Raw genomic sequence first — 22,147 nt, forward strand, 5'->3', positions numbered from 1 at the left:
CAACTGGACTAACTCACCACTCACCTATGAATCATAGCTTTATCAGGGATGTATTAATTGAAATTGGAGAAGCCGTTTGCCGGAAAGTTCACCGTTCATTACAAGAACAGACGGTAGAACAGCGGAGTGCGATATATAAAGAAGGCGACGACGATACCATTTACCAGATCGACCGGGACGTAGAAGAAATTCTGGTTCCTATTCTGGAGAAAAATGCCAGAGTTTTAAATGGAATCGTACTGGTTGCTGAAGGTATCGGAGAAAACACCAATGGCGTAGTATTGCCGAAAGGCAAACGTGCAGAATCAGCCGCCCTCCGCATGATTATGGACCCAATTGATGGGACCAGGGGCATTATGTATGATAAACGTTCTGCATTTTTTCTGGCAGCGGCTGCTCCCAATAAAGGCGTAGCCACTTCACTGATAGATGTAGAAGTAGCTGTCATGACGGAACTTCCCACTTCCCGGAGTATTTTAAGCGATACGCTGTGGGCCATTCGCGGAAAAGGTGCTTATGGCTATACCAGGAATTTAATCAATAACGATATTACCAAACGGGAGATCAGCCCTTCCAAATCAAAAACCATTATTGGCGGGTTTTCCCAGATTGCCCGGTTTTTTCCTCCCGGAAGAGATTTGTTGGCTAAAATTGAAGACGAACTGATAGAAACCCTTGCTCCGGATATTCCGGCTGGCAAAGCGGTGATTTTTGAAGACCAGTATATTTCCACTGGCGGTCAGCTCTACGAAATGCTGATGGGCCATGACCGTTTTATAGCCGACATCCGCTATATTCTGTACAAAAAACTGGAGAAGGAAGGCAAGCGCCCTGGACATGTGTGCCATCCCTATGATATTTGCACAAAAATGATCGGTAGTGAAGCCGGAATGATCATCACCGATGTATATGGCCAGAGACTGGATGCACCACTAGATGTGTTATCGGCAGTAGACTGGATTGGTTATGCCAACCAGCACATCCGGGCAGAAGTAGAACCTGTATTACAACACCTGTTAAGGAAATACGGTTTGCTGGAATAACCTTATACCCGTTCAGTCGATTTTTCTACACTCTGTTTTGCGGGTGTAGAAATAACAAAAGCTGGTTTATCTGATATATTCTTCGGTTTATACATCCAGAGAATAATAATAGCCCAAACGGTAATGAGCATTCCCATATAATTGCTAATCTCTCCCTGTGCTGCTGTTGAGGTGAAAGCTACATCAATGATCGCATGAAAGATACTTACAATGATAATGCTGCCTCTGGTGGAATTAAATATCCAGGTTAATAGAATACTGCCGGTAAATAAACTTAACAGCCAGCCAATACTATCAGCCATTTCCATGCTGGTGTACCCCGGACGGTACAAAAACAGAGGAATATGCCAGCCGGCCCAGATAAAGGTAAGTATGATACTTCCCCATAACGCATCATATCTGCTTTGTAACCTCGGCAATAAAAAACCACGCCATCCTGTTTCTTCGCCGTATCCAAAAGAGAAAATATTATACAACGTAAACACAATAAGTCCAAATTTAGGAAATTCCCTGGAAATGCCTATGCCAGAGAGTTCAATAGCTTTTCCTTGAGAAAAAGATTCTATAAATAGAGCCAATACCAATAACACAAAAGGCCCCAGCCAGACAATGAGATGCCATTGTATACCGACTTTCCATCTGAACAAACGGCTGATTAATTCTTGTACGCCATTTTCTTTATGAAATATATATGTAGTAATGAACGCCGCAGCAAATGGTCCTATAGCGCCCAAAGCATGATGATAGGGTAGAATTGGCAATCCTTGTATTCCTAATTTAGATGCATACAATGGAAACCAGATCAGCCATGATAGTGCATACGCTAAGGCGATAAAACAAGCTATAGGCAACCAGTATGTTTGTTCCCGGTTTTTCATGATGGAGCCTTTAAAATACTTATAAGTGCTTGTTACTGTAATACTACAATTTTGCTGTCTCTGTCTGCCTGTAATGAGAACGTACCATAAGGAGGGATGCGGATAATCTCTTTAGAAAGCAATGGATATTCGTACTGATCGGTCGTGATGGTAACTTGTCCATCCATCATCATAATGACCATATCTGCCGGAGAAGTGTTATCCTGGAATAATTGTCCTTTTTTCAGGAGCAGACTTACGGCCTGCATGTTTCCTCTTTCAAAAATAACATGAGGTTTTAGCGCCTGATTTACTTGTGATACAGGTGCCACTAAGGCCCGTTCTTCCCGGGCAATAGCTAAGGTAGCTTTCATGGTTATACTTGTTTATGTGAACTTTCTTCTTTCTTGTCCTCAAATAACATCCGCACCGATGGAGAATAGGTATCTTCATATTGGCCGCTTTTCATTGCCCAGATAAAAGCCCCCAGAAAACTCCCGGCTACAATCATACTTAAGGTGACTAATACTAAAATGACTGACATATTCTTACAATAATTGATAATGGACAATTGAAAACGGATAATTATTGCGCACTTCTAAAGGCTTAATTCTTACTTTTTCATACTTAGTACTTGATACTCAATACTCAATACTCAATACTATACTTATAACTTCCTGAACCTGGCATACAGGCTGCTCACTCCTACTGCAAAACCTACTACCGACATCGAACTCAAGGGCATAAAGATGGCTGCAAATACTGGAGAAAGACTTCCGGAAACCGCCAGGCTAATGCCTATAAAATTATATACCAGCGAAAGCAGGAAACTCACTTTTACAATGTTCACACTCGTCTGGCTGAAGCGGATAAAATCAGGCAAGCGGCTGAATTGCTTGGCATCCATTAATACATCGCAGGCCGGGAAAAACGCATGTACATCTTCTGTCAGTACCAGTCCTACATCACTTTGTTTTAAGGCACCAGCATCATTCAACCCATCACCAGCCATCAGTACTTTTTCGCCTTTGGCCTGCAACTGGGCAATATATCGAAGCTTATCAGAAGGACTTTGTTCAAAATGCAGATTACTATTACCAAACAGCGGTTGTAACAAAGGCACATCCACCGGATGGTCGCCGGACAGCAAAGAGAGTTTGTATGTAGATTTCAGTTTCTCCAGCACTTGCTGTAAACCCTGGCGGTAACGAACATCAAACTGGAAATACCCTTTGTATACACCATTGACAGCCACATAAACTCTGGAAACCCCAACTGCTTTGTCTTTCTCCGGAATAGGCACAAAACTCGCTGAACCTAACCGGATTATCTGACCGTTTATTACACCTTCTATTCCTTTACCGGTTTTTTCCTGAAATATAGAGGGTTCAAGAGCAGTGTTTTCTGATAAATACTTGCTTATTTTCCGGCTGAGCGGATGGGTAGAGTGTGCGGTAAGCGAAGGTATCGCTTGTTTTTCTTCTGCTGTAAGTGGGTTTCCAACGAAAGATACGCCTGCTTCTTTATTTTGCGTAAGTGTACCTGTTTTATCAAAAACCATGTGGCGGATGGTAGCCAGGTGCTGAATGACACCAGGATTTTTTACATATACCCCGTTTTTACCGAAGATACGCATGGTGTTTTCCATGGTAAAAGGCATAGACAGCGACAAAGCACAGGGACAAGCGACAATCAGAACCGCTGTAAAGGCATTCCACATCAGGGATTTGTCTACAAAAAACCAGAAGATAGCGGCAAGAATAGCAATACTTAACGTAATATAGGTGAAATAGCGGGCAAAATTGGCAGCCAGCTTAGTAACAGGTGTAGTTTTTTCTTTGGCAAACGCCTCATTATTCCACAGCTGGGTAAGATAACTTTGCGAAACTGGTTTTTGAACTGTAAGCTCAATATTCGTTCCTACCTGGCGGCCACCGGCATATATATAATCGCTGGCTTTTTTCTCTACTGGTTCTGCTTCGCCGGTTACAAAGCTATAATCTATCTGAGCAGTAGTACTCACAAGCAAACTATCCGCCGGAATCAGTTCACGGTTCCGGATAATAAGTGTATCACCTGTTTTTAATTGCGATACCGGTATACTTTCTTCCTGGCCATTTTTCAGAATGGTAGCTGCCAGCGGAAAATAGGAAGTATACTTGCGCTCAAACGATAGATTTTCATAGGTTTTGTTTTGCAGCCACTTGCCGATCAATAAAAAGAAAATCAATCCAGCCAGGCTATCCCAGTATCCAGGACCAACGCCACTTAGCGTTTCGTACAGGCTTCTGCCAAACAATGCAGTAATACCGATGGAAATAGGAACATCCAGGTTAATCACCTTTTCCCGCAACGATTGCCAGGCTGAAATAAAATAGCCAGAAGCCCCATAAAAAAATACAGGCAGCGATAATACTACATTCAGCCAGGTAAAATATTGTTTGTGCCCGCTTTCCATTACGTCATCCAGGCCAAAATACTCCGGAAAGCTGAGCAGCATGATATTGCCGGTACAGAAACCAACAATACCCATTTTCAGGAAAATACTGTAACTGGTTTTCTCCTGGGTTTTGTTGGTATATTCTTCCAGGCTGATTTCAGGAGCATAGCCGAGTGTGGCCAGTAATTCTACTACTTTTTGCAGAGAGAGTATAGTAGGATTAAAGCTGATGGCCAGCTCTTTTTTCATGAAATTTACCCTCGATACAGAAATTCCTTTCCGGAGCTTATATAGGTTTTCCAGCAGCCAGATACAGGAACTACAATGGATGGTAGGAATATAAAAAGTAATTTTATTTAAGTTTTCGCTGGCATAATTAAGCAATGACTGGGCGATTTCCTGGTTGCTCAGATAGGCATACTTACTGCCAAAATTCTTTCCTTTCAGGGTGATACCAGGATTTTTGGAAAGATCGTAATACGAACACATGCCGTTCTCCGACAAGATTTCGTACACAGTTTTGCAGCCTTCACAGCAAAAAAACTTGTCGGCTTCCAGGTGTATACTGGTATCCGGACAAGTATCTCCGCAGTGGTGGCATTTTATATCTTCGGCAATTAAGGTTTCCATAGGTGAATGGCCAATCAAGTTGTTAGTTGTTCGTTAATGGTTGTTAGTATAATGTTGATCGTAAACCATTAAAAACGAGTCTGAGTAAGTAAGCTTTCAACCCTATTGACTATTGACCAATGACTAATTTTCTGACAGCCAGCAACATCTTGCGTTCTTTGGCCCAGAAAAATTTGAATTGCCCCAGCAAAGCCCCGTATATGAGTAATAAAGCCTGGTAAGTAGGAAACAGGAAAAGAATATAGACGATGGTTTTCAGCCAGAAAGCGGTATGTTCAGTAATGCCGATTAATTCAAAAAAGGATTTCCGCAGGAATACGGCAGTACTGCCTGCCAGGCTGAATACCAGAATAATTAATAGTACTTGTATCGCTGATTGAACGCCCCATTTTTCTTTCAGGCGGTTTATAAAGCTTGGTTTTTGCCTCTCGTTTGTCATATCTGATTGTTTTACTGGATGTAAAGTTGCCACCTGTGCTTGTATTTTTCCATGAGGTGCATCACTCCGGAAATTGATATTGGTCATGTTTTTATCAGGTTACAAGTGCTTGTTTGCCCACAGTAAGTTGAAAATCAATCAGTATTCCAGATGATTATTATCATATTTTCCTGCAATGGTGCTTTTTAGTTTTGAAATAGTGCATACACACTTTTCAGATAAACTATAGCATTATGAACACACACTTTACCAGAATTAAATTGAAAACCATATACCTTCTTTTTACTCTTCTGCTAGGAATCATTATCCTTTCAGGAATAGCTGCTTTATTGTATATAGATGAGTGGTTTCAAAACAAAACCATGTTACAAACTGGCTTATTGGTGGGGACACTATTACCTGTCGTATTGCTTGTTTTCACATGTTGGGCCTTTCCTGCTTTTCTTTTTAAACCCTTGCAGCAGTTACAACACAGCATCCATCAAATGGCTCAGGGTAATACCTCAATACAACCCAACATATCTGCTACCCATGAAATCGGCGAAATAACAATAGCTATGCAGCAATTATCTACTAATATTCAGGAAGCTTCCCTGTTTGCCACTAGTATTGGAGAAGGAAAACTGGATGTTGAATTTACACCAGTCAGCAAGCAGGATGTGCTGGGAAATGTATTGATACAAATGCGGGACAAACTCCTGCATGTTTCCGAGGAAAGCCAGCAACGGAGCTGGGTAAATGAAGGAGTGGCTGTTTTTGCTGAAATTCTGCGTTCTATCCACAACATAGATGAACTAAGCCATAAAATCATTTCGCAATTAGTCAGCTATATGAATGCAAACCAGGGCGGATTATTCATTGTAAATAATGAGAATACAGAAGATATTCATCTAGAATTAGCAGCTTGTTATGCCTACCAGAAGAAAAAACACCTCAAGAAACGTATTGATATTGGCGAAGGTCTCGTCGGACAAGTATATCTGGAAAAGGATACTATTTATATGACCGATGTACCAGCCGAGTATGTACATATTACATCCGGATTAGGAGAAGCAACTCCAAGGAGTATTCTTCTCGTACCCATACAGGTGAATGATACTTTCGAAGGCGTGATCGAACTGGCTTCTTTCCAGCAAATGCTTCCCTATCAAATTCAGTTTATTGAAAAGATCTCAGAAAATATAGCGTCTACCATTGCCAATGCTAAAATCAATGAGCGAACAAAACATCTTCTGGAATCCTCGCAGCGACAGGCTGAACAACTGCGAGCCCAGGAAGAAGAAATGCGACAGAATATGGAAGAACTTTCTGCCATTCAGGAAGAGATGGGACGCAAACAGATAGAACTTTCCGGCCAGATTGCGGCGCTCAACCATGCAGCTATAGTATCGGAAGTAGACTTAAAAGGCAATATCATTTTTGCTAACGACGAGTTTTGCCGGATGGCTAAATATACCAGCGAAGAGTTAATTGGCCAGAAACAGAGTATCGTACGCCATCCGGATATGCCAGCCGAAGTGTTTATAGATTTATGGGCGACTATTACCAAAGGAAAAGTATGGAAAGGTGAAGTTAAAAACCGGGCCAAAGATGGTTCGCACTATTGGGTAGCTGCCACCATTACTCCTGTTTTGAATGAACATGGCCGTCCCGTGAAATATATTGGCGTACGTTTCGATATTACGGCCCAGAAAGATCAGGAGGATCAGATTAAAGAAGATTTTGTACAGCTGCAAACTTCGGCTGAAGAATTACAGGCACAGGAAGAAGAATTACGCCAGAACATGGAAGAACTGACTGCTATTCAGGAAGAAATGACCCGTAAACAGGTAGAACTCGATGGTCAGATTGCAGCGCTTAATAATGCCGCTATTGTATCAGAAGTGGACCTAAAAGGCAATATCATTTTTGTGAATGATGAATTTTGCCGCCTGGCCAAATACAGCCGGGAAGAATTAATAGGTCAGAAACAAAGCATCGTACGTCACCCGGATATGCCAGCCTCTCTATTCGATGACTTATGGGCTACCATTTCCAAAGGCAGGGTGTGGCAGGGAGAGGTTAAAAACCGGGCCAAAGATGGTTCGCACTATTGGGTAGCTGCCACCATTACTCCTGTTTTGAATGAAATGGGAAGACCTGTAAAATATATCGGAGTCCGCTTTGATATTACGGCTCAGAAAGAGCACCAGGAAATAATAAATTCGAAGATAGTTTCAGCGTAAAAGTAAAAATACTCAGTCAAAGAAAAAGGCTCCTCAAAATATGAGAAGCCTTTTTTATATTTTGATAAAAGAAAACGCACCGGTTAACCACTCCGGTGCGCACCTTACACTTCATCAACAAACTAAAAACCAAATAAATTATTAAATTGCTGTAGGAGAAGGGCTCGAACCTTCACGGAGCAGTTAGCCATAGCTCAAAATTGATTAGTGGTCAACCCGTTAAGCTACGTTTATCCCTTACCTCCACCCCCGAGACAGGAGGGCACGTCTGCCAATTTCATCACCCTACAGTGTGTGTTTCCTAATTGGATGATACAAAACTAATATACTTTACATTATTTTGCAAATTTCGTATAAAAATTTCTTAAAATTTATATTATTATTAATTTTATTATATATTTATTGTAAATTTTATAAATCGCCTATTTAAAAATGGACAAAAATTTAGAAATTGACAATGTAGATCTGCAGATCCTGTCTTTGCTGATGGAAGATGCCAATATGCCCTACACAGAGATTGGTAAAAAAGTATTTGTTTCCGGGGGTACGGTGCATGTACGCATGAACAAAATGGAGCAAATGGGAATCGTAAAAGGTGCCCAGCTCGTGATCGATTATGCGAAATTAGGCTGGGACATCAGTGCATTTCTAGGCATCTACCTCGACAAAAGCTCCTTATATGAGGAGGTTTCTAAAGAATTGGAAAAAATTCCTGAAGTGGTGAATGCGCATTATACCACAGGAAATTATAGTATCTTTGCCAAGATCATTTGCCGTGACACCCAGCATCTGCGGGAAGTACTTCACGACAAAATTCAGAAAGTAAAAGGCATACAACGTACAGAAACATTTATTTCATTGGATGAAAGTATTAACCGCTCGATTCCTTTACATAAAAAAGAAAACACAGTATTAAAATAATTTATCAGGCATTTAGACAAGATTTTTGACTGCCTGCTGCGAAATATTCCCACAGAATGAATATTTCTTGAAAAATATTTAATAATATGTGAGCTTTTTAAAACAATTATTGTTATAGTTTTGTACTTAATAAGAATGAATCTAAATAACACCTTTTGAAATGAGCAAAGACACTCAGTTACTGGAGAATATTACGCAGTCGGAATATAAGTATGGCTTTGAGACGAAGATTGAGGCGGATGCCGCACCTAAAGGTTTAAGCGAAGATATTGTACGGTTTATTTCCAATAAAAAGAATGAACCCCAATGGATGCTGGAATGGCGGCTAAAAGCCTACAAAACCTGGCTTACCATGCAGGAACCCAGGTGGCCGAATGTAAAATATCCAGAAATTAACTACCAGGATATTATTTACTACTCAGCTCCCAAACAGAAAATCAAACCAAACAGCCTCGACGAGATTGATCCTGAATTGAGAGCTACTTTTGAAAAATTAGGCATTTCCTTAGACGAACAAAAACGACTGACCGGAGTTGCGGTGGATGCTGTAATTGATAGTGTATCTATTGCTACCACTTTTAAAAAGAAGCTGGGCGAACTGGGTATTATCTTCTGCTCGATGAGCGAAGCAGTTGAAAATCACCCGGAACTAGTCAAAAAATACATAGGCTCGGTTGTACCAGCTGGTGATAATTATTTTGCTGCCCTGAATTCAGCCGTATTTAGTGATGGTTCTTTCTGTTATATTCCCAAAGGTGTTCGCAGCCCCATGGAACTGTCTACGTATTTCAGGATCAACGCCGCTAATACTGGCCAGTTTGAACGGACATTAATTGTAGCTGATGAAGGTAGTTATGTGAGTTATCTGGAAGGTTGTACGGCTCCCATGCGGGACGAAAATCAGCTACATGCGGCCGTAGTAGAGATTGTAGCCCACGAAAAAGCGGAGGTGAAATATTCTACGGTACAAAACTGGTATCCCGGAAGCAAAGAAGGCAAAGGCGGTATTTATAACTTTGTAACCAAACGGGGTATTTGTGCCGGAGCCCATTCTAAAATCTCCTGGACGCAGGTAGAAACCGGTTCTGCCATTACCTGGAAATATCCATCTGTAATTCTGAAAGGCGATTACTCTATCGGTGAATTTTATTCTGTAGCTGTAACCAATAATTACCAGCAGGCAGATACCGGCACTAAAATGATTCACATTGGTAAAAACACCAAAAGCCGGATCGTTTCCAAAGGTATCTCAGCCGGAAAAAGCCAGAACTCATATAGAGGGTTAGTACGTGTATTACGCCGTGCAGAAAATGCCCGTAATTACTCTCAATGCGACTCTTTGCTGATGGGCGACCGCTGTGGCGCTCATACGTTCCCTTATATTGAAGTAGATAACCCGACTGCCCAGGTAGAACATGAAGCGACTACTTCTAAAATTGGCGAAGACCAGATTTTCTATTGCAACCAGCGGGGTATTAATACCGAAACAGCCGTAGCACTTATTGTAAATGGCTATGCGAAAGAAGTATTAAACCAGTTGCCGATGGAATTTGCGGTGGAAGCACAAAAGCTCTTGGCCGTCAGCCTGGAAGGTAGCGTAGGATAAAATCTTCTAAAGACCTCAAAATTTTGAGGTCTTTTCATACATATATTTTGAGAATAATACCAGATTACAACCAAACCTAAGCGTAAAAATGCTAAGTATAAAAAACCTACAAGCCTCTATTGGAGAGAAGCAAATATTGAAGGGCTTGAACCTGGAAGTGAAAGCAGGCGAAATACATGCGATTATGGGACCAAATGGCTCCGGCAAAAGTACACTCGCTTCCGTACTGGCTGGCCGGGAAGACTATGAAGTAACAGGCGGAGAAGTATCATTTCAGGGAAAAGATTTGCTGGAACTTTCTCCTGAAGAAAGGGCCAGAGAAGGAATATTTCTAGCTTTTCAATATCCGATTGAGATTCCCGGCGTAAGTACTACTAACTTCCTGAAAACGGCTGTAAATGAAATCCGCAAATCACGTGGACAGGAACCATTGGATGCGGTTCAGTTCCTGAAAAGAATGAAGGAAAAAATGAAGCTGGTACATATTGACCAGGCCTTACTCAGCCGCTCTTTGAACGAAGGTTTTTCGGGTGGAGAAAAGAAGCGGAATGAGATATTTCAGATGGCCATGCTCGAACCAAAACTGGCTATTCTGGACGAAACTGATTCAGGCCTGGATATAGATGCCTTGCGGATTGTAGCAGAAGGCGTAAATCAACTGCGGACCAAAGAAAATGCAACTATTGTAGTTACCCACTATCAGCGTTTGCTGGATTACATTGTGCCCGATTTTGTGCATGTGCTCTATCAGGGCCGGATTGTAAAATCAGGTACCAAAGAACTGGCCATGGAGCTCGAAGAAAAAGGCTACGACTGGATAAAAGACGAAGTATCAGTTTAATTAGTGATCAACTTTTTAGACTGTTAATCAGATACAATTAGCCCCAGAGTCAAAGAAGATGCTTTGTTTCATTTAAAGCATTTTTTCTTAACGGATAGATTTTAACCAGAATTGATATAGATAAGTGATGAGCGATACCACCTTATACCAAACCGATTATAAATCAAAATTAGTAGCAGCTTTCGAAAACAGAGAAAAAGTGGCTGATACGGCTGCTTTATATACCCGCAGACAGGAAGCCATCCGGCACTTCGACCGCCTGGGTTTTCCTACTACCAAAAACGAGGAATGGAAATACACAGATGTAAAGAATCTGCTTAAGAAGGATTTTGATTTTACACCTGCCCGGAATACACCAACCATACAACCCGACAAACTACATTCCCTGCTGATACCAGATACTGATGCGAATGTAATTGTATTTGTAAACGGAGTATTTAACTCTTCACTCTCCAATATAATTAGTCCGGCTGAAGAGCTGACGATACAGGATTTTTCTAAAGCAACCCAAACAAATACAGAAATTGTAGAAAAATACTTTGGTACGCTGGCTTCTTATGATAAAGAAGCTTTTACCGCATTAAATACGGCTTTCGCCCGGCATGGCGCTTTTATTCATGTGCCGGCTAATAAAGTGGTGAGCAAGCCTGTTATCCTGTATTTTATTGCGGACAGCGAAACACAAGCTGCCGCTGCTATGCCCAGAAATTTGTTTGTAGCCAGCCGCAATAGCCAGGTAACTATAGTAGAAGCTTTTCTTTCAAAAGGAAACCAGCCAAGTTTTACCAATGTTGTGACGGAAATTGTAGTACAGGAGAATGCCAATGTAACCTATACGAAAATCCAGAATGAATCAGAACAATCCTATAATATAGGAACAACACAGGTACATCAGTCCAGAGACAGCAAATTTTCGGCTATCACGGTTTCACTAAGCGGCGCTCTGATCCGCAATAATCTCAATATTGTACTGGATGCAGAGAATTGCGAATCTCATTTATATGGCTTATATATGCTAAATGGTTCGCAACATGTAGATAACCATACCTTAGTAGATCATGCCAAGCCGCATTCCTATAGCAATGAGTTGTACAAAGGAATTATGGACGATAAATCTACTGGTGTGTTCAATGGAAAGATATTTGTCCGGCAGGATGCCCAGAAAACAAATGCTTTCCAGTCCAACAAGAATATATTGCTTTCTAAAGAGGCTTCCATGAACACCAAACCTCAGCTGGAAATCTTTGCTGATGATGTAAAATGTTCGCATGGCGCTACTACCGGACAACTGGATGAAGATATGTTGTTTTATTTGCGCTCCAGAGGTATTGGGGTAAATGAAGCCAAAGCTTTATTAATGTATGCATTTGCTGCTGATATTATCAATCAGATTTCGATTGAAGCAATCCGGCTGTATGTAGAACGAGTAATAGCTAACCGACTCAATCAATAAGTGAGTATCACTTAAAATTCTAAATGTTGTGCCATACTTTCTCTGGCATAGTATATAAACAATACTCCTATGTATAAAGTATTTGATGTGGCCGAAATCCGGAAAGATTTTCCCATTCTCCACCAGACCATTCATGGAAAACCCCTGGTATACTTTGATAATGCAGCTACCACCCAGAAACCTCAATCTGTGATTCAGGCGCTGAGTGATTACTATAATGAAATCAATGCCAATATCCACAGAGGAATTCATACATTGGCAGAACGGGCTACCGCAGAATATGAAGCCACCCGCGAAATATCTCGCCAGTTTATCAATGCTTCCTCTACAGAAGAAATTATTTTTACTCGGGGTACCACCGAAGGTATCAACCTGGTAGCGGCTACGTTTGGCAAAAGCCTCAAAGCTGGTGATGAAGTGCTGGTTACTACGATGGAACACCATTCCAATATTGTGCCCTGGCAAATGCTGTGTGAAGAAAAAGGAGCTACGTTAAAACCCATTCCTATTAATGATGCCGGTGAAGTTATTCTAGAAGAATATGAAAAACTACTGAGCGAAAAAACCAAAATCGTAGCCATTGTATACGTTTCTAATAGCCTGGGAACCATCAATCCGGTAAAACAGATGATCGACATGGCGCACCAGCATGGCGCAACTGTATTGATAGATGGGGCACAGGCTTCGGCTCACCTGGAAATCAACGTACAGGATCTGGATTGTGATTTCTATGTATTCTCTTCTCATAAGCTGTATGGCCCTACCGGCGTAGGCGTATTATATGGCAAGAAAGCCTTGCTGGAAGCCATGCCTCCATATCAAGGTGGTGGTGAAATGATTAAAGATGTTTCCTTCACCAGAACAACTTATAACGAGTTGCCTTATAAATTTGAAGCTGGTACTCCTAACATTGCCGATACTGTCGCTTTCAAAAAAGCCCTGGAATACATCAATGAAATAGGCAAACCAGTGATCAGTGAATATGAACATGAATTACTGACCTATGCAACGGAATCTTTGCAGGAAATAAATGGTTTACGCATTGTAGGTACGGCCAAAGAAAAGATCAGTATTGTTTCTTTTATTGTAAAAGGCATACATCACCAGGATATTGGAATTATTCTGGATACACAGGGAATTGCCGTTCGGACTGGGCATCATTGTACACAACCTTTGATGAACCGCTTCGAAATTCCAGGTACTTCCCGTGCTTCGTTTGCGATGTATAACACAAAAGAGGAGATTGACAAACTGGTAAAAGGCCTGCATAAAGTAATTAAGATGTTTGCGTAACCTTATGGTGTTAGAAGAGATCAAAAAATCCCCAGAGCTACCCCAGTTGCTTAACGATTTGCAAGCATTTTGGATAGCAGAACAGGAACGTCGGCATCAGTTCTGGGATTCTGTATGCGATGACCAGAAGGCAGAATTTATTAACGGGGCAGGGGTCATCTATCAGTCTCCTGTAAAGCGGAGGCATATTAAGGTATATCATAATCTGCTTACGAAACTTATCCCCTACGTGAAAGCAGGGCAATTAGGAGAAGTGGGTTCGGAAAAGACAATGGTAAGAATGCTTCGGAATGATTATGAGCCTGATATTTGCTTTTTCGGCAAAGAGAAATCAGATTTGTTCGACGATGACCAGTACATTTTTCCAGTTCCGGATTTTGTCGTTGAAATTCTTTCAGATAAAACGGCAGCTATTGATAGGGGAATTAAATTTGAAGATTATGCACTGAATGGAGTAGCTGAATATTGGATTATTGATCCCAAAAAAGGAGAAGGAGAACAGTATTTGCTCGATTCAGCTACCAGAAAATACGTTCTGGAATCAAAAAAAACAGATGGAACATTGTCTTCCCAGGCTGTAAAAGGTTTTCACGTACAAGTAACAAGCCTTTTTGAATAATTAGCGATGACGATAAACGAGATACAGGACGAGATTATTGACGAGTTTTCGATGTTTGATGACTGGACGGATAAGTATGAGTATATCATTGATATTGGCAAGAAATTGAAGCCTTTACCGGAAGTATATAAAACAGAAGAGAATAAAATAAAAGGTTGCCAGTCGCAGGTATGGCTGCATCCTCATATAGAAAGCGATAAAGTGATTTTTGAAGGCGACAGTGATGCAGTGATTGTAAAAGGATTAATAGGCTTACTGATTCGTACTTTATCAGGTCAGCGGCCGGAAGATATTGCGGGTTCAAACCTGTATTTTATAGATAAGATCGGAATGAGCCAGCATCTGGCACAAACCCGTTCCAATGGGCTGGCTTCTATGGTAAAGCAGATGAAATTGTATGGCCTGGCTTATCAGGCAAAGCAGGAAGTGAAGTAGTAAAAGTTATAGTACTTTAAAGAGATGACTGAAGCAGAAATCAGAGAGAAAACAATTGATGCCATTAAAACCGTATATGATCCCGAAATTCCGGTAGACGTATACGAATTGGGGCTGATTTACGATATTAAAGTGTATCCGGTTAATAACGTATATGTACTGATGACGCTTACTTCTCCGGCTTGCCCTTCCGCAGGTACAATACCGGGTGAGGTAGAAGAACGGATTCGGGCAATTGAAGGCGTAAATGATGTGAATGTAGAGCTTACCTTTGATCCGCCGTATACCCAGGATATGATGTCGGAAGTGGCTAAGCTGGAATTAGGTTTTATGTAAACCAACCTATAGATTGCAAGCTGGAAGTGTAAGAAGCTTTTGAAGATATAATTAAATAAACTTAAATTTTTTAACTTTAATCATATGTATCCCGAACAATTAGTAGCTCCCATGCGCCAGGATTTAACCATTGCTGGTTTCCAGGAGCTGAAAACTGCCGATGAGGTAAAAAAAGTACTGGATGAAACTTCAGGAACTACGCTGGTAGTCGTAAACTCTGTATGTGGCTGCGCTGCCGGAGCTGCCAGACCAGGTGTAAAGTTAGCTATTCAGAACAGTGAAGTAGCGCCAGACCGTCTGGTAACGGTGTTTGCCGGTGTAGATAAAGAAGCGGTGCAGACTGCCCGTGAATATATGCTGCCTTATCCTCCCTCCTCTCCTTCTATCGCTTTATTCAAAGATGGGGAGCTGGTACATTTTGTAGAAAGGCACCACATCGAAGGCCGTTCTGCCCAGATGATTGCCAATCATTTAATCAATGTATTTGAAGAATTCTGCGACGAAGAAGACTAGTAAACAGATTTTATAAAAATAAAAGAGCAGTGAAATTAATTTCACTGCCCTTTTATTTTTAAGCCATAACCGTAATCTTATAACTATAATCCTCCATAATCAGATTAGCCAACAATTTTTTACAGGCAGACTTTACTAATTCTTCGGCTACGTTTTCATTATCTGCTTCCAGTTCCAGGCTAATGTGTTTGCCTATCCGTACATCCTCCACCTGCGAAATTCCCAGGTTTTTTAAACCCAGTTTTACAGCTTTTCCCTGAGGGTCCAGAATTTCTTTGAGGGGCATTATATCAATTTCGGCAACAAATCTCATACGGCTTTTCGGTTTGTAAATAGTGATAATACGATGTATAATAATATAATAAAGGGAATGGCAATAAATTGTAAAGCAAAAATCAAAATTAAGGATAAAATCAGGAAAATATACTTGGTTCTGTTCGCAGCGAAAGAATAATTATCAAACTTTAAGGCAAACAGCGGAATTTCAGCTACCAGCAAATAAGACATCACCAGCGTAAGCCCAATCAAGAAATACAGGTTCAGAATAATCTCAGACGAAGCCGGATATTGCCACAAAATAAGCGGAAAAGAAGCGATCAACATGGCATTGGCTGGTGTAGGAACGCCGATAAAAGAACTCGTCTGCCTGGTATCCACATTGAATTTAGCCAGGCGCAGAGCAGAGAATATAGAAATGACAAAAGCGATATATGGCACTACCACAAACTCAAATAATCCATATTCTTCCCCTCCCATACTTTTGCGCAGCAAAGAAAAAATAATCATGCCTGGTAATACGCCAAATGTTACGCAATCGGCCAGAGAATCGAGTTCCTTCCCAATAGATGAATACGCTTTTAGCCAGCGGGCGACAAATCCGTCGAAGAAATCCAGTACAGCGGCAATGCCAGTCAGGTAGGCTGCCAGCATCAACTCATTATTCAGGGCGGCTACAATACCGACACACCCACAAAACAGGTTGCCACACGTGAGCGCATTCGGAATATGCTTTTTCAAATAGGTATGTTGATCTAGTAAGTATGATCGATTATCCGTACAAAGTTAAGTATAATCCAAAAATAAATGCGAAGTTACATTTTCGCTGGTTATAATTCTTCTATCAGTTTTATAAATAACCTTGAAAGTTTGGCATCTGCTTTTCCGGCTACCTCAATAATTTCAGCAATATTCACCGGCTGCAAGTGGTCTGGATCACATTCATCAGTAACCACCGAAACAGCGGCACAAGGCAAGTTCATATGATTGGCTACAATTACCTCAGGTACCGTAGACATGCCTACTACATCTCCTCCGATCAGCCTCAAAAAACGGTATTCTGCCCTTGTTTCCAGGTTAGGCCCGGAAACAGAAATGTATACACCTTGTTTTAAAGAAATATCTTCTTGTGAAGCAATACTTCGTAGTTTTTCATTCAGCTCAAGAGAATAAGGCTGGCTCATATCCGGAAAACGGGGGCCAAATGCCTCAATATTCGCTCCGGTAAGTGGATTGGCAGGTTGCAGGTTAATATGATCTTCAAGCAGAACCAAGTCACCTTTTTTGAAACTCAGGTTCAATCCGCCAGCCGCATTAGATAAAAGCAAATATTTAATACACAGTAACTTCATCACCCGCACTGGAAAAGTAATCTGTTGCATGGTGTATCCTTCATAATAATGAAACCTGCCTTGCATGGCCAGTACTTTCTTTGTGCCGATCGTACCATAAATCAATTTTCCCTTATGCATTTCTACGGTAGCTTCCGGGAAGTGAGGAATTTGTTTGTAATCAATGGATTTTTCAATCTGAATATGGCGCACCAATTCGCCTAAACCAGTACCCAATACAATACCCACTTCCGGACTGGTAATGCCTTGCGCTTGGAGGTAGCGTACTGCTTCTTCGTATGTTTCTTTGGTCATATATTTACTATCTTCAAATCTTCTTCGGTATCTATGTCTCTGAGCTCATCCAACAGGTAAAAAGAGTATTCCAAACGATTGAGGTCAGCTAGTGTTTGCCGCAATACCTGATCAGAACTCCAAGCTTTATTTATAAATAATTCCGGTATGAATTCACTCATTCCCAGTAAATAATATCCACCATCTACTGCCGGGCCGATTACTGCTCCGAAAGCATTTAATAAATCGAATGCTTCTTCAATATGTGCAGAGGTAAGCTGCGGACAGTCGCTTCCAATGATTACTACTTTTTCAAAACCTTCGGCAAATGCTGCAGCAAAAGCATTTTTCATTCGTTCGCCTAAATCATCGCCAGTTTGCAGATATTTCTGGAATTGATCTTCTGGCCAGATATCGTTACTATCTATAAAATCTGTGTAGTACACCGCCCGGTTGGCTGCTACCTGTGAACTTATATCTTTTGTGTGATCAAGTAAGCGAAGATAAATCTCTAATGCCTGTTGGTTGCCAATTGTTTGGGCAAGCCTGGTTTTTACCTTGCCCAATTGGGGATTTTTTACAAATATAATTAAGCGGTTTTGTTCGTGCATAGGCGGCAAACAAGCGGCCTGAAGATTATAAATTATCCGTGAAAGTGCTAGTATTCTTACACAATTTTCTGTATATTGGATAATATCTTTCTGTAAGTCTTTTATTTCGACTGATCAATATTTTTCTATCCACCTGGAATTCAACTTATTGACTTACAACCAACTATCTTTATGCACATCTTATCCACACTTTGTCAACATTAATTTGTGGACAACCATATGTTGATAACTTCTAAGTTTGTAGAACTCTTATGGAGAATTATGGTTGATGTAAGGAAGAAGGTTAACTCCATTTTATTGTACTACTTAAATTGTTACACGCATGAATTTAGCTCAAAACACCGAACCGCTCTTAGTGGAAAATAAAAACAGGTTTGTTTTGTTTCCCATCCAGCACAATGATATATGGCAAATGTACAAGCAAGCCGAAGCCAGTTTCTGGACAGCTGAAGAAATTGACCTGTCGCCCGACCTGAAAGACTGGGCTACACTCAATGATGGCGAAAAGCACTTTGTTTCGCATGTACTTGCCTTTTTTGCTGCCAGCGATGGGATTGTGAATGAAAACCTGGCGACCAATTTCATGAACGAGGTGCAGTTTCCAGAGGCTAAATGTTTTTATGGATTTCAGATCATGATGGAAAACATCCATTCTGAAACCTATTCCCTGCTGATTGATACCTACATTAAAGATTCCCGCGAAAAAGATAAATTATTTAATGCGCTTGAAACCGTTCCCTGTGTAACCAAAAAAGGCGAATGGGCGCTGCGCTGGATTCAGAGTGAAAGCTTCACAGAACGTATTATTGCTTTTGCCGCTATAGAAGGTATTTTCTTTTCCGGTAGCTTCTGTTCTATTTTCTGGCTCAAGAAAAGAGGATTAATGCCTGGCTTAAGCTTCTCTAACCAGCTGATCTCCCGCGATGAAGGCCTGCATTGTGAATTTGCTTGTTTGCTTTATAATAATTATGTAGTAAATAAATTGTCACAGGAACGTGTATACGAAATTATAACAGATGCGGTAAAAATCGAAAAGGAATTCATTATAGATGCATTACCGGCTGCACTAATCGGCATGAATTCTAACCTAATGTCGCAGTATATAGAGTATGTAGCGGATTTCTGGCTCAGCCGCCTGGGTTATAACAAATACTATAATACACCCAATCCATTCGATTTTATGGATGCGATTTCTTTGCAGGGTAAAACAAATTTCTTTGAAAACCGTGTAGCAGAATATCAGAAAGCGGGTGTGATGGGCGAGAAAGAAGGAACCAAATTTAGTTTAGATGAAGATTTTTAGTATATCATATAACAAACCACTTAAAATGCCCCATCGCATTCATTTCATGGGGCATTTTCATTTTCTTTAAAATTTCTTTTGCGATTTACTTATATAAATGCCATATATTTTATAATATTAAATCTTTAAACTGATATTTATATACATAATTTTATCTGTTGAAGTAAGCTTGTGGCGATACCAACTTAGTATCAAAGGTTTACCAGCTAATGCAGTTTAATATGTCTTTGAACTAATATAATTATTCACTTATAATCTTAACCTTATGTTTGTAATCAAAAGAGACGGAAGGCGCGAGTCTGTCAAGTTTGACAAGATTACGGCACGCATAGAAAGGCTTTGCTATGGCCTGGATGCCAATTATGTACAACCTCTTGAAATTGCCAAAAAGGTAATTGCTGGTTTATATGATGGAGTAAGCACGGCGGAGCTGGATAATCTGGCGGCTGAAACGGCTGCTTCCATGACCACCACTCATCCGGACTATGCCATACTTGCGGCCCGTATCGCTGTTTCTAACCTGCACAAAACTACGAGTAAGTCTTTCTCCAATACCATGAAAAGGCTGTATACCTATGTAGATCCGAAAACAGGGGAAAACGCCTCAATGATTTCAAAAGAAGTATATGAGGTGGTACGTAAACATGCTGCCCTTTTCGACTCTTCTATCATCTATGACCGTGATTTTGGCTATGATTATTTTGGCTTTAAAACCCTGGAAAAATCGTATCTGCTTAGAGTAGATGGCAGAGTAGCCGAGCGTCCGCAGCACCTGTTGATGCGGGTGGCAGTGGGTATACACATGGAAGATGTAGAAGCGGCGGTAGAAACCTATAATCTGCTTTCAGAAAAATGGTTCACCCATGCTACGCCTACCTTGTTCAATGCCGGTACACCTAAGCCACAATTATCCAGCTGCTTCCTGCTCACCATGCAGAACGACAGTATTGATGGCATTTATGATACCTTAAAACAATGTGCTAAAATCTCCCAGTCTGCCGGAGGTATTGGCTTGAGCATACACAATGTACGGGCTACTGGTTCCTATATTAAAGGCACCAATGGTACTTCTAATGGTATCATTCCGATGCTGAAAGTATTCAACGATACAGCCCGTTATGTGGATCAGGGAGGTGGCAAGCGTAAAGGTGCCTTTGCTGTATACCTGGAACCATGGCATGCTGATATCTTCGAATTCCTGCAACTGAAAAAGAACCACGGGAAAGAAGAAATGCGTGCCCGTGATTTGTTCTATGCGCTCTGGATTCCCGATCTGTTTATGAAACGGGTAGAAGACAATGGAACATGGTCGCTGATGTGCCCCAATGAATGCCCTGGCTTGTCGGATTGCTATGGTGACGAGTTCGAGAAATTGTACGAGAAATACGAACGTGAAGGAAGAGCCAGAAAGACGGTGCAAGCGCAGGAACTATGGTTTGAAATCCTGGAATCGCAAACAGAGACAGGCACACCATACATGCTGTTTAAAGACCATGCCAACCGCAAGTCAAACCAGAAGAACCTGGGTACCATTAAATCGTCGAATCTGTGTACCGAAATTATGGAATACACGTCCCTAGACGAGGTAGCGGTTTGTAACCTGGCTTCTATTGCGCTGCCTAAGTTTATTAATAATGGCAAATTCGACCATCAGAAGTTATTTGAAGTAACCAGAGTAGTTACCAAAAACCTGAATAAGATCATCGACATCAACTATTATCCGGTACCCGAGGCCCGTAATTCCAATATGCGCCACCGCCCGATTGGATTGGGTGTACAAGGTCTGGCGGATACCTTTATTATGCTGCGTATGCCTTTTGAGTCAGACGAAGCACAAGGCCTGAACCGGGATATTTTTGAAACCATTTACTTTGGTGCCATGACGGCTTCTATGGAGCTGGCTAAAAAGAATGGACCTTATGAAAGCTTCAAAGGCTCTCCCATTTCCAAAGGTATTTTCCAGTTTGATATGTGGGGCGTAGAACCCAAATCCAACCGCTGGGACTGGAACGCCTTACGTAAACAAGTAAAAGAACATGGCGTACGCAACTCTCTGTTATTAGCACCAATGCCAACCGCTTCTACCTCACAGATCCTGGGTAATAATGAGTGCTTTGAGCCCTATACTTCCAATATTTACACCCGCCGGGTATTATCCGGTGAGTTTACGGTAGTGAACAAACACTTGCTGAAAGACCTCGTTCGTTTGAACCTGTGGAATGAAGGGATGAAGAATAAAGTAATTAAGTCAAATGGCTCTATTCAGAACATCAATGAGATTCCGCAGCATATTAAAGACCTGTACAAAACCGTATGGGAAATCAAGCAGAAAACCATTATTGATATGGCTGCTGACCGGGGTGCGTTCATCTGCCAGAGCCAGAGCCTGAACATTCATATTCAGGACCCGAACTTTGGTAAACTGACTTCTATGCACTTCTATGCCTGGAAGAAAGGCCTGAAAACCGGTATGTATTACCTGCGTACCAAAGCTGCTGCCGATGCCGTGAAGTTCACTGTGGTAGAAAAACAAGCCGAAGTAGCCTTACAACCGGTACTCGTAAGCCAGGAAGATACCCTGCGCCTGAAAGAGCAAAATGCAAGCGACATGACTTGTTCCTTAGACAATCCGGAGGGCTGCGAAGCTTGCGGAAGTTAATTTTAAACTAAGAAATATCCTT

Annotated in this window: 22 protein-coding genes; 13 read left to right on the plus strand and 9 right to left on the minus strand. The window is 41.2% G+C overall.

Annotation, left to right across the window (positions count from 1 at the left end):
* The first annotated feature begins 26 nt into the window (after positions 1 to 26).
* A complete protein-coding gene (locus GXP67_RS13565) occupies positions 27 to 1,043 on the plus strand; it encodes an inositol monophosphatase family protein (RefSeq protein ID WP_162443608.1) in 1,017 nt (338 codons plus the stop codon).
* 2 nt (positions 1,044 to 1,045) lie between these two features.
* Here GXP67_RS13565 and GXP67_RS13570 read toward each other — a convergent pair whose 3' ends face one another.
* The 5 genes from GXP67_RS13570 to GXP67_RS13590 form a co-directional block, all read right to left on the minus strand.
* Positions 1,046 to 1,921, minus strand: a complete 876-nt coding sequence (locus GXP67_RS13570) for a CPBP family intramembrane glutamic endopeptidase (RefSeq protein ID WP_162443609.1) — start codon at positions 1,919 to 1,921, stop codon at positions 1,046 to 1,048.
* A 32-nt stretch (positions 1,922 to 1,953) separates the two neighbouring features.
* Complete coding sequence (locus GXP67_RS13575; RefSeq protein ID WP_162443610.1) at positions 1,954 to 2,274, minus strand: cupin domain-containing protein; 321 nt, start codon at positions 2,272 to 2,274, stop codon at positions 1,954 to 1,956.
* A gap of 2 nt (positions 2,275 to 2,276) precedes the next feature.
* Positions 2,277 to 2,444 (minus strand): cbb3-type cytochrome oxidase assembly protein CcoS, encoded by a 168-nt coding sequence (gene ccoS / locus GXP67_RS13580; RefSeq protein WP_162443611.1) that lies wholly within the window; start codon positions 2,442 to 2,444, stop codon positions 2,277 to 2,279.
* Positions 2,445 to 2,567: 123 nt separating this feature from the next.
* Positions 2,568 to 4,970, minus strand: coding sequence for a heavy metal translocating P-type ATPase (locus tag GXP67_RS13585; RefSeq protein ID WP_162443612.1), 2,403 nt, complete (start codon positions 4,968 to 4,970; stop codon positions 2,568 to 2,570).
* Positions 4,971 to 5,079: 109 nt separating this feature from the next.
* Entirely contained in the window at positions 5,080 to 5,496 is a 417-nt protein-coding gene (locus tag GXP67_RS13590) for a DUF6787 family protein (RefSeq protein WP_232065205.1), read from the minus strand.
* A 146-nt stretch (positions 5,497 to 5,642) separates the two neighbouring features.
* Between GXP67_RS13590 and GXP67_RS13595 the strand changes: the two genes are divergently transcribed.
* From GXP67_RS13595 to GXP67_RS13640, 10 genes are all read left to right on the plus strand, one after another.
* A complete protein-coding gene (locus GXP67_RS13595; protein WP_162443613.1) occupies positions 5,643 to 7,634 on the plus strand; it encodes a PAS domain-containing protein in 1,992 nt (663 codons plus the stop codon).
* Positions 7,635 to 8,066: 432 nt separating this feature from the next.
* Positions 8,067 to 8,555 carry an Lrp/AsnC ligand binding domain-containing protein gene (locus GXP67_RS13600; protein ID WP_162443614.1) on the plus strand — a complete coding sequence of 163 codons (489 nt, stop codon included), beginning with the start codon at positions 8,067 to 8,069 and terminating at the stop codon, positions 8,553 to 8,555.
* A gap of 160 nt (positions 8,556 to 8,715) precedes the next feature.
* Positions 8,716 to 10,161, plus strand: coding sequence for a Fe-S cluster assembly protein SufB (gene sufB, locus GXP67_RS13605; protein ID WP_162443615.1), 1,446 nt, complete (start codon positions 8,716 to 8,718; stop codon positions 10,159 to 10,161).
* A gap of 88 nt (positions 10,162 to 10,249) precedes the next feature.
* Positions 10,250 to 11,002, plus strand: a complete 753-nt coding sequence (gene sufC / locus GXP67_RS13610; protein ID WP_162443616.1) for a Fe-S cluster assembly ATPase SufC — start codon at positions 10,250 to 10,252, stop codon at positions 11,000 to 11,002.
* 127 nt (positions 11,003 to 11,129) lie between these two features.
* Positions 11,130 to 12,455: a Fe-S cluster assembly protein SufD gene (gene sufD, locus GXP67_RS13615; RefSeq protein WP_162443617.1), complete on the plus strand. Its 1,326-nt coding sequence runs from the start codon at positions 11,130 to 11,132 to the stop codon at positions 12,453 to 12,455.
* Between the two features lie 69 nt (positions 12,456 to 12,524).
* Entirely contained in the window at positions 12,525 to 13,748 is a 1,224-nt protein-coding gene (locus GXP67_RS13620; RefSeq protein WP_162443618.1) for a SufS family cysteine desulfurase, read from the plus strand.
* A complete protein-coding gene (locus tag GXP67_RS13625) occupies positions 13,741 to 14,367 on the plus strand; it encodes a Uma2 family endonuclease (protein WP_162443619.1) in 627 nt (208 codons plus the stop codon). Before GXP67_RS13620 ends, GXP67_RS13625 begins: the two co-directional genes overlap by 8 nt.
* A gap of 6 nt (positions 14,368 to 14,373) precedes the next feature.
* Complete coding sequence (locus GXP67_RS13630; protein WP_162443620.1) at positions 14,374 to 14,802, plus strand: SufE family protein; 429 nt, start codon at positions 14,374 to 14,376, stop codon at positions 14,800 to 14,802.
* Positions 14,803 to 14,826: 24 nt separating this feature from the next.
* Positions 14,827 to 15,138 (plus strand): DUF59 domain-containing protein, encoded by a 312-nt coding sequence (locus GXP67_RS13635; RefSeq protein WP_162443621.1) that lies wholly within the window; start codon positions 14,827 to 14,829, stop codon positions 15,136 to 15,138.
* A gap of 84 nt (positions 15,139 to 15,222) precedes the next feature.
* Positions 15,223 to 15,651, plus strand: coding sequence for a BrxA/BrxB family bacilliredoxin (locus tag GXP67_RS13640; protein ID WP_162443622.1), 429 nt, complete (start codon positions 15,223 to 15,225; stop codon positions 15,649 to 15,651).
* 58 nt (positions 15,652 to 15,709) lie between these two features.
* On the opposite strand, the gene purS is transcribed toward GXP67_RS13640, so the two are convergent.
* From purS to GXP67_RS13660, 4 genes are all read right to left on the minus strand, one after another.
* Positions 15,710 to 15,964 carry a phosphoribosylformylglycinamidine synthase subunit PurS gene (gene purS, locus GXP67_RS13645; RefSeq protein WP_162443623.1) on the minus strand — a complete coding sequence of 85 codons (255 nt, stop codon included), beginning with the start codon at positions 15,962 to 15,964 and terminating at the stop codon, positions 15,710 to 15,712.
* The gene (gene pssA, locus GXP67_RS13650; protein WP_162443624.1) at positions 15,961 to 16,668 is read right to left on the minus strand and encodes a CDP-diacylglycerol--serine O-phosphatidyltransferase; all 708 of its coding nucleotides are present in this window, start codon (positions 16,666 to 16,668) and stop codon (positions 15,961 to 15,963) included. Before pssA ends, purS begins: the two co-directional genes overlap by 4 nt.
* Positions 16,669 to 16,757: 89 nt before the next feature.
* Positions 16,758 to 17,573, minus strand: coding sequence for a purine-nucleoside phosphorylase (locus GXP67_RS13655; protein WP_162443625.1), 816 nt, complete (start codon positions 17,571 to 17,573; stop codon positions 16,758 to 16,760).
* Complete coding sequence (locus GXP67_RS13660; protein ID WP_162443626.1) at positions 17,570 to 18,163, minus strand: TIGR04282 family arsenosugar biosynthesis glycosyltransferase; 594 nt, start codon at positions 18,161 to 18,163, stop codon at positions 17,570 to 17,572. Before GXP67_RS13660 ends, GXP67_RS13655 begins: the two co-directional genes overlap by 4 nt.
* Before the next feature lie 322 nt (positions 18,164 to 18,485).
* Between GXP67_RS13660 and GXP67_RS13665 the strand changes: the two genes are divergently transcribed.
* Both GXP67_RS13665 and GXP67_RS13670 read left to right on the plus strand, forming a co-directional pair.
* Positions 18,486 to 19,466 carry a ribonucleotide-diphosphate reductase subunit beta gene (locus GXP67_RS13665; RefSeq protein WP_162443627.1) on the plus strand — a complete coding sequence of 327 codons (981 nt, stop codon included), beginning with the start codon at positions 18,486 to 18,488 and terminating at the stop codon, positions 19,464 to 19,466.
* 265 nt (positions 19,467 to 19,731) lie between these two features.
* Entirely contained in the window at positions 19,732 to 22,125 is a 2,394-nt protein-coding gene (locus GXP67_RS13670) for a ribonucleoside-diphosphate reductase subunit alpha (protein WP_162443628.1), read from the plus strand.
* Positions 22,126 to 22,147: the final 22 nt, after the last annotated feature.

The sequence above is a fragment of the Rhodocytophaga rosea genome (genome assembly GCF_010119975.1).
In the GTDB taxonomy this organism is placed as follows: Bacteria; Bacteroidota; Bacteroidia; order Cytophagales; family 172606-1; genus Rhodocytophaga; species Rhodocytophaga rosea.

Coding starts and splice junctions, on each gene's coding strand:
- GXP67_RS13570 (WP_162443609.1), bottom strand. CDS start 1,921: ATGAAAAACCGGGAACAAACATACTGGTTGCCTATAGCTTGTTTTATC.
- GXP67_RS13590 (WP_232065205.1), bottom strand. CDS start 5,496: ATGACCAATATCAATTTCCGGAGTGATGCACCTCATGGAAAAATACAA.
- GXP67_RS13630 (WP_162443620.1), top strand. CDS start 14,374: ATGACGATAAACGAGATACAGGACGAGATTATTGACGAGTTTTCGATG.
- sufB (WP_162443615.1), top strand. CDS start 8,716: ATGAGCAAAGACACTCAGTTACTGGAGAATATTACGCAGTCGGAATAT.
- GXP67_RS13600 (WP_162443614.1), top strand. CDS start 8,067: ATGGACAAAAATTTAGAAATTGACAATGTAGATCTGCAGATCCTGTCT.
- GXP67_RS13565 (WP_162443608.1), top strand. CDS start 27: ATGAATCATAGCTTTATCAGGGATGTATTAATTGAAATTGGAGAAGCC.
- GXP67_RS13670 (WP_162443628.1), top strand. CDS start 19,732: ATGTTTGTAATCAAAAGAGACGGAAGGCGCGAGTCTGTCAAGTTTGAC.
- GXP67_RS13635 (WP_162443621.1), top strand. CDS start 14,827: ATGACTGAAGCAGAAATCAGAGAGAAAACAATTGATGCCATTAAAACC.
- sufD (WP_162443617.1), top strand. CDS start 11,130: ATGAGCGATACCACCTTATACCAAACCGATTATAAATCAAAATTAGTA.
- GXP67_RS13660 (WP_162443626.1), bottom strand. CDS start 18,163: ATGCACGAACAAAACCGCTTAATTATATTTGTAAAAAATCCCCAATTG.
- sufC (WP_162443616.1), top strand. CDS start 10,250: ATGCTAAGTATAAAAAACCTACAAGCCTCTATTGGAGAGAAGCAAATA.
- GXP67_RS13585 (WP_162443612.1), bottom strand. CDS start 4,970: ATGGAAACCTTAATTGCCGAAGATATAAAATGCCACCACTGCGGAGAT.
- GXP67_RS13575 (WP_162443610.1), bottom strand. CDS start 2,274: ATGAAAGCTACCTTAGCTATTGCCCGGGAAGAACGGGCCTTAGTGGCA.
- purS (WP_162443623.1), bottom strand. CDS start 15,964: ATGAGATTTGTTGCCGAAATTGATATAATGCCCCTCAAAGAAATTCTG.
- ccoS (WP_162443611.1), bottom strand. CDS start 2,444: ATGTCAGTCATTTTAGTATTAGTCACCTTAAGTATGATTGTAGCCGGG.
- GXP67_RS13640 (WP_162443622.1), top strand. CDS start 15,223: ATGTATCCCGAACAATTAGTAGCTCCCATGCGCCAGGATTTAACCATT.
- GXP67_RS13665 (WP_162443627.1), top strand. CDS start 18,486: ATGAATTTAGCTCAAAACACCGAACCGCTCTTAGTGGAAAATAAAAAC.
- GXP67_RS13655 (WP_162443625.1), bottom strand. CDS start 17,573: ATGACCAAAGAAACATACGAAGAAGCAGTACGCTACCTCCAAGCGCAA.
- GXP67_RS13595 (WP_162443613.1), top strand. CDS start 5,643: ATGAACACACACTTTACCAGAATTAAATTGAAAACCATATACCTTCTT.
- GXP67_RS13620 (WP_162443618.1), top strand. CDS start 12,525: ATGTATAAAGTATTTGATGTGGCCGAAATCCGGAAAGATTTTCCCATT.